We start from the raw sequence: 13512 nt of genomic DNA on the forward strand, positions 1-13512 counted from the left end.
GTAATAGGAGTAAAACAACCTGACTAACCCTTATAGTCTTTCACTTCGAGTACCAGACAATTGGTAATAATGTCGTGAAGGGCCTGTTTTTTTTCGGTGAAAAAAGCAAGAAAGAACCCAATCAACAAGGTCATCCAACTGAGTAGTTTCGCAAAAAATCGTCCGGTTGCTTTTCCGAAAGAAATTCTGCGCCCGTTTTGGTCGGTTACTTTCAGCCCCATGATTTGTTTGCCAAAAGTGGCTTGTTTTGAAGAACTTTCCAATAAAGCAAAATATAACCACCAAAAAATTAGGGCAAAACCACCGGCATTAGAACTTCCAAAAAGCCTTAACAACAAGACCAAAATGAGCCAGTCAATAATGAAGGCGGTGATTCGTTTTCCAACATTGGCATATTCAATAATTTTTGGACCTTGTCCTACCATAGCACCGGCAACTTCATCGGCATAAACGGTTTTTCCGATGTGTGGAACTTTGTTTTGGGTTTTTTGCTGCCATTGAGTTTGAGTTTCATGGCGCCGAGTACTTCTCGAATCCGAAGCGATAGGTATTTTGAACGAAGGTTTTACGTAATTCCAATAGAATGTGTCAATGTTTTTTTCGATCAGTTCGCCAATAGTCTGTTCTTTGTCTATGGGTACAACCTCTTGTGTGTTGGGTTGAATATAACATAGATTCCATTCACCTTCGAACAAACCGGTGCTGATACGCTGGGCGGAACGTACAACATCTTCAAATGAATTGTTTGTGCCGGCAACAATATGTACTTCTTTGCTTTTGGATTTGTCAATTAGAACGATAGGTTCCATGGGCAATCGTGTTTCTTCCATAACGTTTAATCGGGTTTTTAGATGTAGTTAAATTGTTTATACTAATGTAAGTAGAAATCTAACTAAAAAAGTTTCAGAATGTTAAAAAAAATTAAAAAAGAGGGATTTTAGACGATTGGTTTTTAAATCAAGGGTTCAATTTATAAACCCAACCCCCCACAACCCGCATTAAAGCTGCAAGAACGATTAAATTCAGGTATAAAAGATTGAAGACTACTCAAAGAAAAGCTAATATTCTTTTTCTGAGCCGACTAAGTCGGGAGAAATGTCATATAATTGTGCCCGTTGAATAGTATAACCAAAAACAGTATTGGGCAACCTTAATTTGAGTAAATCAATGAGTTGCCGAATTTTTGGTTCAGACATCGGCAATGCGATAAAATCACGGTTGCGCAAACAAATGAACAAGGTGGTTAAATTAAAAATCCGGATTCCGAAAGGGATGTTTTCTACTTTGCGGTAATAGACCCAAACTACTTGATCGGGTTGGTACAAAAGCAATTTGAGGAGGTGATTTCTTTGCGTATCATATCTAAGTAAGCCTTGCAAAAAAAAGTATAACCCGGTAAACCCCGATAAAAGCAGAAAGACAGAAAGCGCAAAAACTGATTTTGCAGGGAAAAGGCGAGCAACAATTATCAACAAACCTATACTGAGCAGAAGCAAGAAAAGTCCAAAACAGACCTTTAGGTTTCTGTCGCGCTTTAATGCCGATTTTATAATTTGGATATCGGCAAATTGTATGCTTTTTGTACCTTGTTGCTTCATAAATCAATAATCGCTATCTAAACGAAAAAAGGATAGAAAAGATTATAAAACGGCACGCCGGATTCTATTGATGATAAGTTAGGATGTTTTATGCTGTAGAAATGGGTAGTATGTACATGCAAATTAGAAAACAAACGGCAATAATTGAAATAATTTTGTTTTCCTGCATGAAGTTCTTGTTGCCATTTAAACATATTAGACTATTTTAAAACAACCTGATGATGGAAATATTTGGAAAACTCATAAGAACCGGATTAAAAATTGGATACCGGGCTAATCGGATGATTTCGAATGTACAGGCCCCAATTCCTGTAACTGCACAAAAAAAAGTACTTACCCGAATGTTGACCACTGCCAAAAACACGCAATTCGGGCAATATTATTCTTTTGAAAAATTGCTGCGTTCAAAACAGGTTACAGACGATTTCAGACAGTCAGTTCCGATTTTTAATTACGAATTAATCTATAAATCGTGGTGGCATAAATATCAGCAAGGTGAGGAGAATGTTACCTGGCCGGGTAAAATCAATTATTTTGCGCTTAGTTCAGGTACAACGGCAGGCAGCAGTAAATATATTCCCGAATCCTATGACATGCTCAGGTCTTTTAGGAATACTGCGGTCAGGCTGATATTAAATCTTTCGGAATTTCCAATTCCGGATTCTTTTTGGGGAACTCAGATTTTCATGCTTGGGGGTAGTACCAACCTCAAAAAGGTTAACAATTTTTTTGTGGGCGATTTAAGCGGAATTACTGCTTCAAAACTGCCGATTTGGTTTAAATCTTATTACAAACCCGGAGCACAGATTGCTCAAACTGACGACTGGTTCTCTAAGCTTGATTTGATTGCAAAACATGCCAAAAGCTGGAACATCGGAGCAATAACCGGCATCCCTTCCTGGATATGCCTGATGCTGAAGCATATTATTGACAAACATGGATTGCGGACTATTCATGATATTTGGCCAAATTTGTCGGTATTGGTGCATGGAGGAATTGCTTTTGAGCCTTACCGGAAATCTTTGGAGGCTTTGTTTGGAAAACCGGTTGTGTTTATAGATACCTATTTTGCTTCGGAAGGAGATATTGCCTTTCAAAGCAGGCCGGATTCAAGAGCCATGAGAATGATTTTAGACCAGAGTATTTTTTTTGAGTTTGTTCCATTTACCGACCAAAACTTTACCGCAGGAGGGGAAGTGTTGCCCGATGCAAAAAGTTTGCTGATTCATGAAGTTGAAACTCAAAAAGAATATGCTTTATTGCTTAGTACCCGTTCCGGTGCCTGGCGGTATTTAATTGGCGATACCATCAAATTTACCGATGTTGAAAACTGTGAAATTGTTGTTACAGGACGCACCAAACATTTTATCAGTTTATGCGGCGAGCATTTGTCGGTGGATAACATGAACCATGCTATTGAAAAAATTGAAGAGGAGTTTAATGTTTCAATTCCTGAGTTTGCAGTTTCAGGCATCTCCTACGAAAATGCGTATGCCCATCAATGGTTTATTGGAACAGATGCCACCAATCTGAAAACCAATATTATTAAACACCGTTTAGACACCTATCTGAAACAGTTGAATGACGACTATCAGACGGAAAGAAATGCAGGGGTCTTAAAGGAAATTTTTTTAGAAATTTTACCCACTAAGTCTTTTTATCAATGGATGGAAAAAGAAGGGAAAATGGGCGGCCAACACAAATTTCCCCGTGTGTTGCGAGGCAAGTCCTTGCAATCATGGTCTGATCATATTGGCAAAGACAGCACAACCATCTAAACTGAACCGGTGATCTTCTCTTTACAGGGATTGATGACAGATAATCTTAAAATTTACCGGACTTTTATGAATACCCGAAAAACCAATCAGTTTCTCATTTACAACAAAAATGGGTTTAAAGAAAAGTTGCGTGCATGGTCGGTGAGTTTTGAAACCATAGTTTATTTAGACAGCAACGATTATGCCTTTGACAAATTTTCAAGCTATGAATGTATGTTGGCGGTTGCCCGGAATTTACCCTTACAAATTACTACTTATAAAAATGAACAGCGAAACAGTTTTGAACAACTAAAAGCCATGCACGAACAGCAACCTTCTTGGTTGTTTGGATTTTTCGGATATGATTTGAAAAACGAAACCGAAGAATTGGAATCTTCCCTTCCGGATAGGGTGATGATGCCGGACTTATATTTTTTTGAACCTGAAGTGCTAATCACCCTTTCTTCAAATTCTGATGAATTGTCAATCAGTGTGGTTAGTAGCAGTCCGTTTACACCGGAAATAGTGTTTGATCAGATTGAACAGCAAATGACCGGAGTGCTTGAAACTGCAAATCAATCGGTAGTGCTAACCCCCCGTATGAACAAAGAAGATTACCTTGAGAGCGTGGAAAAACTACGGGAACATATCAGACAAGGGGATTTGTATGAGGTTAATTTATGTCAGGAATGGTATGCAGATCAGGTCAACATCAATCCTTATTCCGTGTTTTCTCGGCTTCTTAAAATTGCACTGCCTCCTTTTTCGGCTTTTGTTAAATACAAACAACAGTATTTGCTTTGTGCAAGTCCGGAACGTTTTTTAAAAAACAGGTCCGGTTTGCTGATTTCACAACCCATCAAAGGCACTTCAAAAAGAAATTTACAAGATGCAAACGAAGACCAAAAGCTAAAGGAACAATTATTTCAAAATGCGAAGGAAAGGGCTGAAAATGTAATGATTGTTGATTTGGTTCGAAATGATTTAACCCGTTCAGCAATTCATGGAACGATAAAAGTGCCTGAACTTTTTGGAACATATACCTTTAAAACGGTTCATCATTTAATTTCAACCATCACCGCCCGTTTGCACCCCGAAGTCCATTGGACAGAAGCAATAAAAAATGCTTTTCCGATGGGTTCGATGACCGGCGCACCTAAAATAATGGCGATGCAGTTGATAGAGAAATACGAACTGACCACGCGCGGACTTTTTTCAGGCGCAGTTGGGTATATTACACCAAAAGGCGATTTTGATTTTAATGTGGTTATCAGAAGTTTGCTTTACAACGAAGCCGGCGCTTATTTATCTCTTCATGTGGGAAGCGCCATCACTTTTGGGTCAAATGCCGAAAGTGAATATGAAGAATGTCTTTTAAAAGCACAAGCCATCATCAGGTCTTTAGCTTAAAGGATGCGGATGGAATAAACAGACTTTTAAAAAAACAATGGAGATGAATTTTTAATAAAAGTGCACTTTAAGCCAGAAAAAATGATAATTTTAACCAGAAATGAAATAAGAAATGAACCATTTCTTGTTTCATTTACTTCAAAAAAATCAATTTTCTTCTAAAAAATTATCATTTTAAGGAGTTAGATTGCAATTTTACCCTTTTCAATTGCAATTTTAATCTTTTCAATTGCAATTTCGCCCTTTTCTATTGCAATTTTATACTTTTAAATTATCATTTTGGTCTTAAAAATTGATAATTCTTTCATTTTTGAAACAAGATTTGGATCAAAACCAACTTTGTTTTTCAATAAAATGACAATTTTATTCGTTTAACTTAACAAGATTTTCTCCCTAATTCAAGACAGTTTTTATTAAATCCTGCGCAAGGTTGTATCGTTTGCCGATTTAGGTGTCCTTTTTTTGATTTGCCCCCCCTATAATTGCTGTTGTGATGGTTGATTTTAGGAGAAGGCTCAAAAAATTTAATAACCTATATCCTCATAGTTTATCCTTTAGAGAATAATAGTCAGGTTAGTTGACAACAAGTTTTACTAAGTTCAAAAATTATAGTTCTGATTGTTAAATGTTTGATTGTGTTTTTCAACCTTATGAGTTTTTGACAAACCCATAAGGCCTTAACACAATTAAATGCATTCAGAACAGCTCCTCAAGCAACAAGCAAACAGATTGGATGATGCAAAGGATTTTATTTATAATGCTTGACAGTTAAATCTTTGTCTGTTGTTTACAACAAGAATCCTGTTCATGCAGCAATATCCTAAACATGAATTTTTAATTCCTGACTTGCTCATAGCAGGCTTGACAAATGACAATTAGTTTAAAAGCAGGTTGTCATCGTCCTGAACATTGTCAAAAGTATTGCCATTAGGTTCGTCACTTAACAAAGCTTCATTTTCCATTTCATCATCATCGAGGTCTCTTGAAAAATGTTCCAGACACCGCACATTGATGGCCATTGGGCCTCTTTCATTTTTACCTACTTCAAAGGCAACGCGGTCTCCTTTTTCAAGATTGAAAAAATCTTCGGTACGGCTTCGGAAAAAGATGATATTGGGAAATGAATTGTCGTCAGATTTTATATTACCCAATCCTCGTTCAAAATCAATATGAATAATTATACCTTCCAGCAATTCCAAAGGGAAATCTGATTGTCTGACAAAATCATTGTTTCTTTTTCTGGTAAGTTCTTCCTCTTCATCAATAGGAATAAACATGCTTTCAACGATTTGATTTGACCTTCGAGAACGCATAATTTCCGACATGTTTACCTCATAGGTAGCTTCGTTAATCAATCCAATATTGGTTCTGACCGGAGGGATGACTACATCGGGTGGAAACTCCAGATCCCAGTAAAGAAGCATAACCCGAGTTCCCAATGTGTTTAGTTTTTTAACTAAAGGGAGGTAATCGCCATCACCGGTAATGAGCACGACTACATCAAACTTTTTTAGAATAGCCAGCTCGAATGCTTCTAAAGCAAACCAAACATCAATTCCTTTTTCTGAACGATCTGCCAATTTAGATTTGTCGGAAAACATGGGTAAATAGTGTGTTACCACTCCGGCATACATCAAAATGTCATCAAAAATCCGGTCATACAGGAGTTGGTTTTCTCGTTTTGCGGCATCGTAAGCGCTAAACCTCCCTCTGAAATAGTGAGCATCTACTACCTGACAATAGTGCTTTTGCTCGACCGACTCTAATTCCATTACTTTTCCGCGTATAAATTCATGCAGCCCTTTGATGCTGATACGCGATTTTCGTTCATAATACCGGTAGTACTGTGTTACTCTTGAAAAGTATCCACCGTCATAGAATACTCCGATTTTAGTGATTTTTCCTTGTTGTTGTGTCCCCATTGTATTATTTTTTAAAAATAAACTGTATAAAATCTTGGTAAAAAAGTTGCAGTCCTGTAAAATGAATTGGCTTCAGCAACATTTTGCAGAAACAGACAAAAAAACATCAGGTTTGAATGGCTTCTGATTTTAGTGATGCCCGGTACACTTTGTATAAAACCGAAGCCCTGAGTGTCATCAACGCCACAATAAATATCAGTGAATGATGAAGTTGTTGCGGCAACCAAATCCATAGTAACAAAATCAGCACACCGATCAGGGCAACAGCTCCGAAATAGACACCCACCCAGTTAGGTGTATTTCTGAGCAGCAAAAGTGCTGCGGCAATCAGGTGTAAAGGAAATGCCCAAAAAAGGTTCAAATTAAAAGCCAGAACCTGATGATCGGTGCCAAACCATAAAAAAAGAATTAAAATTCCCACCCCCCCCAACAGACCAAAAAAAATAACATCGAAAGCGGGGTGAAATGATTTCTTTTTTAATTGAAAAATGGAAAATAAAACACCGGCAATAAAAATAAAAGCGAAAATTAAAACAGGAGTAAAAAGGATTTTTGGGTCAGGGGGAAGCTTTGCATCAACCACCTGACGAACTTCTTTGACTAAAGGCATTTTTCTGCCTAAGGAATCGGTTATTTGTGCGTTGGCAAAGGCATTCATCAGGTAATCGGGTAAAAACATATATTCCCGGGCAGTAGCTTTGCGGTCGGTGGGAAGCCCTAATATCAGGTCAATTCCAAAATCAACCCAAGCGTTTCGCGTAATATAAGGGTCAATTAACTCTCTGAAACTGAGGTCGCTGCCTTCTGTGTTTTCAGAAAAAAAAATACGGTTGGGAAGGCTGTTTTCCAATAAATCTCTTGGACGGGTGGCGCAGTTGTCAAAAAAGAAATCGTAGAGGTATTGTCTGTTTTCGCGGCGGGCATTGATGGTCAGTTTTTCTATAAAAACCTGTTTGTCGGCCGGGCTCAAATTAAGAACTTGTTCGATGACCCACCTGTCTTCACTTTCGTATTCAGAAACAAACCGGGAAAATGTATTGACCGATAATTGATACATCAGTTTGCCCCGGATGAATTTTGTATAAAAATTGGGTTGATCAAAACTGAAAGTGCCGTAATTATACACTTTGTCGTAGTTGGTATTGATATCCTTTACCCGAATGGCGCAATGCCCGAAATAAGAATAAATTTCGTTTCCCGGAGAGCAAGTCAATAAACTGACTTCTGCATGTGAGGTAACTTGTCCGGTTTGAGCATGTAGCGGTGATAAAACAAACCAATTGCCTGACAATAAAAGTATTGTTCTAAATATGATGGCAAGATTTAAAAGATTGCTGCAACACCATATTGGTCTGTTATTAACATTTGTTTTCACGGTCTATTTTTCATGTTTATACATCCAAAACCGAACAGACAAAGGTAGGCTATATTATCGGTTATTGACTATCCGGCGTTTATATTCTAAGCCCGATAGGCTATTTCTAAATTGATTTTAGAACCTTTAGTTTGTTTGCTGACATTATTCTAACTTCATGTTTCCTGATTTCAGCATTAGTAGTAAAAACAGGGAATATTTATTTCTCTATCTAAGTATAAAGCGCATCTTTGTCAAACATTAATTAGAAATACTGATTGTGGAATTGGCACAATCTATTTGCATAAATGTTTCTGCAAAAGTTGACTTTTCAGAGTCTTGCAACATCAATTTTCCTTCTTTTTCGACCAGGGGTCCGATTTTACGGAGTATCCGGTCGTCTTCCATTTTAAATTCTACCACTTCGGTTTGTTGGCTTCCTTCTATTGTAAATGTGTAATCGGCATCAATAATGTTTCCCGATTTCCTCCCTTTCAGTGTTCCATAAGCGCTGTCTTTTTCCTCAAACACGTAATTTAAGGTGCCTTCAACCTCTCTATCGTTGGTAATAATGAGCATCAAACTGAATACCTCTTTGCTAAACCGGCTTTCATAACATAAGGTGTCTTTAGTTGGAACAGGGGAGGGGGTAGGTGCTTGAGAAATGGAAGAAGTGGCACTTTCCTGCTCGTTGTTTTCAGATTTGCTGGAAGGTTGACAAGAAACAATCATCCATGCGGCAAAAAGAATTATTATATATTTCATATTCGGATCGTTAGTTTAGGTAGCAAGAATTGCTGCATTTATCGGTGCAAGTGTTCAAAGATCAGAGACTTGTTCGGGTGGGGTGAATGTGGAAATAAGAGTACCATTATCGTCATAGAATTAGATCAGCGTCTAATTGGTGGGTTGAGTAACAAAGAGATAATTTCACTTAATCATAGCCGGTAAAAATATCAGATCTGCCGAGTTCAATGTGAAGGGGCAAGAGGTCAATTTCATCCATGACCTTTCCGTTTCTCCAGACATCAATGCGGTTGAGCATTAAGATTTCACCCATTGGATTGTAGCGGTAAATTATCCCGAACTGTTTAGAAACTAAAGCATAGTCGCCAATACCGGTATCCCGGTTATCGAGGTCACTGACAAATACTTTATAAATATCGCGGTCAAATTTTCTGAAGGGCACCGATACCTGATACATTCGCCGTACAAAGTTTTTTCCCAAAACCCACTCTTTTTCACCGGATGAAAACTTGGGCATGACCACATAAATCATGGAATCGTTTTGACGGCAACTATAAGATTTGCAATTGGTGCTGGTATATTCAAATGCTGCCCTTTCATTTCCAAAAAATACCATCGTATCAATATATACTCTTGAATCGAGTGGGTTTGCCATATTTGTCCAATACCGGACTTCGTAAATGGCTTCCGGCAAATAATCGGGAGTGCTGATGGCGTTATTGCTGCCGCCCACCTGTGCCATTACTTTAAATGAAAAGGAACAACCGAGCAATGCAAAAAGCAAAAACATTAAATTTTTCATGGTAAGTCTAATTTAACTAAAACAGTAATTATTCGGATATAAAATGCAAATTTACGGTGAAAGTTTAATAATCTGATTTTATTGAACAAAATTGGCAAACAGGTCAGGCTTCAATATAGGGTAGAAATTTAAACGGGATAGAAAAGTTGTTATAAAGCACTTAAATTGCTCCCAAAATAATTTCATTTTTGCAGTCTGTTCTTCTCATTATTTACGTTCTACAAAGTCGTTAGGTAAAATATGGAAAAAGAAACCACATCGCCCCCTTCTGTGATCAACTTTACAGATACACAAACTGCATTTGCCTACAAATCAAACAACGAACTGAACAAATCTTATTGGCTGTTCCGTTTGATTAACAATTCTTCGCTGGTGAAAGTCAGCACTACGCTGGCAAGACTGTCATTCAAATGGCACCTGCCGGTAACTCCTTTTGTAAAATATACCATTTACAATCAGTTTTGCAGCGGGGAATCTCTTCAAAGTTCGCTGCCCGTTATTGCGCGGCTTAATCAATACGGAGTCAAATCTTTATTAGATTATGGCGTGGAGGCCAAAGAATCGGAAGCCGATTTTGACCAAACCATTCAACAACTGCTCAAATCTATTGAATTTGCCCGGACTAACCCCGCGGTTCCAGCCATTAGTACCAAAATTACCGGATATGCCCGGTTTGCTTTGCTGGAAAAAGTAAGCAACAACACTTCTCTCACAACTGAAGAACAAGCTGAATGGGACAACGTTTGGAAACGGATGCACCAACTTTGCACTGCTGCCCGCAATGCCAAAATCAGCATTTATTTTGATGCAGAAGAAAGTTGGGTTCAGCCTGCCATTGATTTGTTGGTAAATACTATGATGGAACAATACAACAAAGGTTTCCCCTATGCCTTTACCACCCTTCAAATGTACCGGCACGACCGGCTCGGATTTTTAAAACAACTCTATGCCGATGCTCAGGAAAAGGGATTTTTAGCTGCCGTAAAATTAGTTCGGGGTGCTTATATGGAAAAAGAAAGAGCCCGCGCAAAAGAATACGGTTATCCTTCTCCAATTCAACCGGACAAAGCCTCATCAGACCGCGATTTTAATGCAGCACTTGAATTTTGTATTCGTCATATCGAAGGGGTGGCAGTTTGTAATGCGTCGCACAACGAAGACAGTGCTGATTATCTTTGCAGGGTGATGCAGCAAGCAGGGGTTGAAGCCAATCATCCCAATGTTTGGTTTGCACAACTTTATGGGATGGGCGATCATATCACTTTCAACTTAGCCAAAGCAGGATATAATGTTGCCAAATATCTGCCGTATGGTCCGGTCAGAGAAGTGATACCCTACCTGATTCGTCGAAGTGAGGAAAACACCTCCGTTACCGGACAAATGAGCCGGGAACTTGGATTAATTCTTCAGGAAAAAAAGCGGCGAAGTAAACTTTAATGTGCCTTTAAGAGGTTAGCAACGTTTGTTTGACAAAATAATTAAAAGAAAAATTGTCATAAATAAGTAAAATAATTTAAAAGGTGCTCTTTTTGAAGGGTTTTACCTTCATCAAGCTATCCTTAACTACCAATAAAACCCTGAACCCTCAATTTTAAAAGCGCGTACAACATTTTGACTGAAAAAACCTTGCCCAAAAAAAGTTGAATTTGTAAAAAGGTTTATAAAAAAATGACTTAATAATGACAGAGCGTTAGTATCAAGTATTGTGAGAGGCCGTATTTTTACCGCAATATGAGCAAATACTCCATACTTCAAACTATTCGCGATGCCGAACAAAGCAAGCAAAAACAGCTTACTTTGTTCAGCAGATATTTGGATGACCTGCCTCCCGAAATTGGTCGTTTGGAGAATTTGGAACATTTGGATTTACGGGAAAACAGGTTAACTGCCCTTCCGCCGCAAATTGGCAAACTAAAAAATCTTCGGACACTAAATCTCGAAGGCAACAAACTTTCCAGCCTTCCAGTTGAACTTTGCCGGTTAGAACACCTGAGAGAACTAAGCCTTTCGAGAAATAAGATCACCGGGCTGCCGGACGAAATCGGAGAACTGACAAACCTAAAGACCTTGATTTTATGTGTCAACAATCTCAGTTCAATGCCTTCTTCGCTCCGACAACTCAGCAAACTGACTTTTTTGGATTTGTCAAAAAATGCTTTTGAATTTGTTCCGCCTGTTGTGGGACATCTCAGAAAGCTGAAGCATCTTTGTTTGTCTGATAATCAACTGACTTCCCTGCCTTTTGGTATTTCCAATTTAAAACAACTAACCCATTTAGACCTTAGCTACAATCAGTTTAAAGCTTTTCCTGTTTCAATCACCCAACTGTTCAGGTTGGTTGCGCTTGATTTATCAAGCAATCAGATTGACAGCCTTCCTTCAGAGATTCAATATCTAACCGAATTACAATCCCTGGAAATCGTAGATAACCTGCTGACCCAACTTCCCGATGAGATTGGTCAACTCAGCAAGTTGAAAACTTTGGATGTTTCGGAAAACCAACTTACCGAACTGCCACGCAGTATGGCTCAACTATTGGGATTGAAGGAGTTTTTGTCAGAAGAAAACCCCCTGAAAGAGCCCTACAAAAAGCTTTCAGAAGCCGGTATTTATGCTCTTTTTCAATATATGAGCAAGGGAATTGATTACACGGTCAATCCTATCATACGGCATTTTCATTCTGAAGCACTGGATGATGGATTGTTGCTTGTATTAAAACAGTATTTGAATTATTTCACCCGCTTTAAACAGGCATTTTCAAACGCTTCCATCCGTTTGGAGGTGTCGTCGGCTAATGACAACCGGTTAATTTTGGAACTTATCTGTTCTGAAGCAATAGAGATAAATAGTGCATACCGCTTATTATATCAGTTTTTACAACCTTTAAGCAGCAATAAACCGGATCTGATTACTTCAACACTCATTGCGGATGAATTTGCAGAATTAAAGTTGGATTCGGTTGTTCTTAAGGAATGGAAAACTCAATGTCAATGGGTGTTTGCATCCGCCCGGATGTTTGGGATATCTAAAACCAAACTAAACCTTGCAGTAAGACAATTACAAAATCAAATCCTGCAAATTCAACCAATCTCACAAACGACTCATCAGGAATTTGCTCCGCCGGGGATGGCGGTTTACAGGATTTAAGCCCCTGCTACAAAATACCCTCATCTGCAAAACTATAATACCCTGCGTTGGTGATAATGAGATGGTCCAACAAAGGGATCTCGAGCAGTTTACCGGTTTCAGACAATTTGTTAGTCAGTTGAATATCTGCCTGACTGGGTTTCAGGTTTCCCGAAGGGTGATTGTGGGCAGCAATAATGCCGGAAGCAAGATAGGTGATAGCCTTTTTGAAAATGATTTTAGAATCGGCCACCGTTCCGGCAATCCCTCCCGAACTGACACATTCGGCTGCAACTACTATGTTGGCGCGGTTGAGAAAAAGTACCCAAAATTCTTCATGGAGCAAGTCCCCAAGTCTTGGTTGTAAAACTTCAAAAGCATCATTACTGCTTTTAATTGCCGGTTTTGGGCCAAGTTGTGCAAGTCGCCTTCGTCTGCCAAGTTCCAATGCGGCTACAATCGTGATGGCTTTTGCTTCGCCAATTCCTTTAAAATCTCTCAAAGCAGCAATATCTAACTTTGCCAGTTCGTCCAGATTGTTTTCGGCGGCATCTTTTAAAATTCTCATACAAAGGGCTACTGCTGTTTCGTTTTTTGAGCCGGAGCCGATTAAAATAGCCAACAACTCGGCATCGGTCAGAGATTCTTTGCCCCTTAATAACAATTTTTCGCGCGGGCGATCTTCTTCTGCCCACGATTTGATGCCCATTTTTATATATTCCATATTCATTTGGGTTGGAGGTAATGGATATATTTAACAGCAAGCGTCATTATATAAATTCAAACTGCCCACCTA

11 protein-coding genes are annotated in these 13512 nt (G+C 38.7%); 4 read left to right on the forward strand and 7 right to left on the reverse strand.

Annotated elements, in window-relative coordinates; all coding sequences use genetic code 11:
* Positions 1-23: 23 nt before the first annotated feature.
* Together IPM47_05730 and IPM47_05735 are read right to left on the reverse strand one after the other, a co-directional pair.
* Positions 24-830, reverse strand: a complete 807-nt coding sequence (locus IPM47_05730) for an RDD family protein (GenBank protein ID QQS30443.1) — start codon at positions 828-830, stop codon at positions 24-26.
* 228 nt (positions 831-1058) lie between these two features.
* Complete coding sequence (locus IPM47_05735) at positions 1059-1598, reverse strand: hypothetical protein (GenBank protein QQS30444.1); 540 nt, start codon at positions 1596-1598, stop codon at positions 1059-1061.
* Positions 1599-1819: 221 nt separating this feature from the next.
* Between IPM47_05735 and IPM47_05740 the strand changes: the two genes are divergently transcribed.
* Both IPM47_05740 and IPM47_05745 read left to right on the forward strand, forming a co-directional pair.
* Positions 1820-3376, forward strand: a complete 1557-nt coding sequence (locus IPM47_05740; protein ID QQS31394.1) for a GH3 auxin-responsive promoter family protein — start codon at positions 1820-1822, stop codon at positions 3374-3376.
* Between the two features lie 66 nt (positions 3377-3442).
* Positions 3443-4765, forward strand: coding sequence for an anthranilate synthase component I family protein (locus tag IPM47_05745; GenBank protein QQS30445.1), 1323 nt, complete (start codon positions 3443-3445; stop codon positions 4763-4765).
* An 875-nt stretch (positions 4766-5640) separates the two neighbouring features.
* On the opposite strand, the gene IPM47_05750 is transcribed toward IPM47_05745, so the two are convergent.
* The 4 genes from IPM47_05750 to IPM47_05765 form a co-directional block, all read right to left on the reverse strand.
* Positions 5641-6687, reverse strand: coding sequence for an NYN domain-containing protein (locus IPM47_05750; protein ID QQS30446.1), 1047 nt, complete (start codon positions 6685-6687; stop codon positions 5641-5643).
* 106 nt (positions 6688-6793) lie between these two features.
* The gene (locus IPM47_05755) at positions 6794-8062 is read right to left on the reverse strand and encodes a DUF4105 domain-containing protein (GenBank protein QQS30447.1); all 1269 of its coding nucleotides are present in this window, start codon (positions 8060-8062) and stop codon (positions 6794-6796) included.
* 240 nt (positions 8063-8302) lie between these two features.
* A complete protein-coding gene (locus IPM47_05760) occupies positions 8303-8806 on the reverse strand; it encodes a hypothetical protein (protein QQS30448.1) in 504 nt (167 codons plus the stop codon).
* A 169-nt stretch (positions 8807-8975) separates the two neighbouring features.
* A complete protein-coding gene (locus IPM47_05765; protein ID QQS30449.1) occupies positions 8976-9590 on the reverse strand; it encodes a hypothetical protein in 615 nt (204 codons plus the stop codon).
* Between the two features lie 270 nt (positions 9591-9860).
* On the opposite strand from IPM47_05765, the gene IPM47_05770 reads away from it, so the two are divergent.
* Positions 9861-11027: a proline dehydrogenase family protein gene (locus IPM47_05770; protein ID QQS31395.1), complete on the forward strand. Its 1167-nt coding sequence runs from the start codon at positions 9861-9863 to the stop codon at positions 11025-11027.
* Between the two features lie 294 nt (positions 11028-11321).
* Entirely contained in the window at positions 11322-12737 is a 1416-nt protein-coding gene (locus IPM47_05775; protein ID QQS30450.1) for a leucine-rich repeat domain-containing protein, read from the forward strand.
* Positions 12738-12744: 7 nt separating this feature from the next.
* On the opposite strand, the gene radC is transcribed toward IPM47_05775, so the two are convergent.
* Entirely contained in the window at positions 12745-13440 is a 696-nt protein-coding gene (gene radC / locus IPM47_05780) for a DNA repair protein RadC (GenBank protein QQS30451.1), read from the reverse strand.
* Between the last annotated feature and the right edge of the window lie 72 nt (positions 13441-13512).

The sequence above is a fragment of the Sphingobacteriales bacterium genome, assembly GCA_016700115.1.
Classification (GTDB): domain Bacteria; phylum Bacteroidota; class Bacteroidia; order Chitinophagales; family UBA2359; genus UBA2359.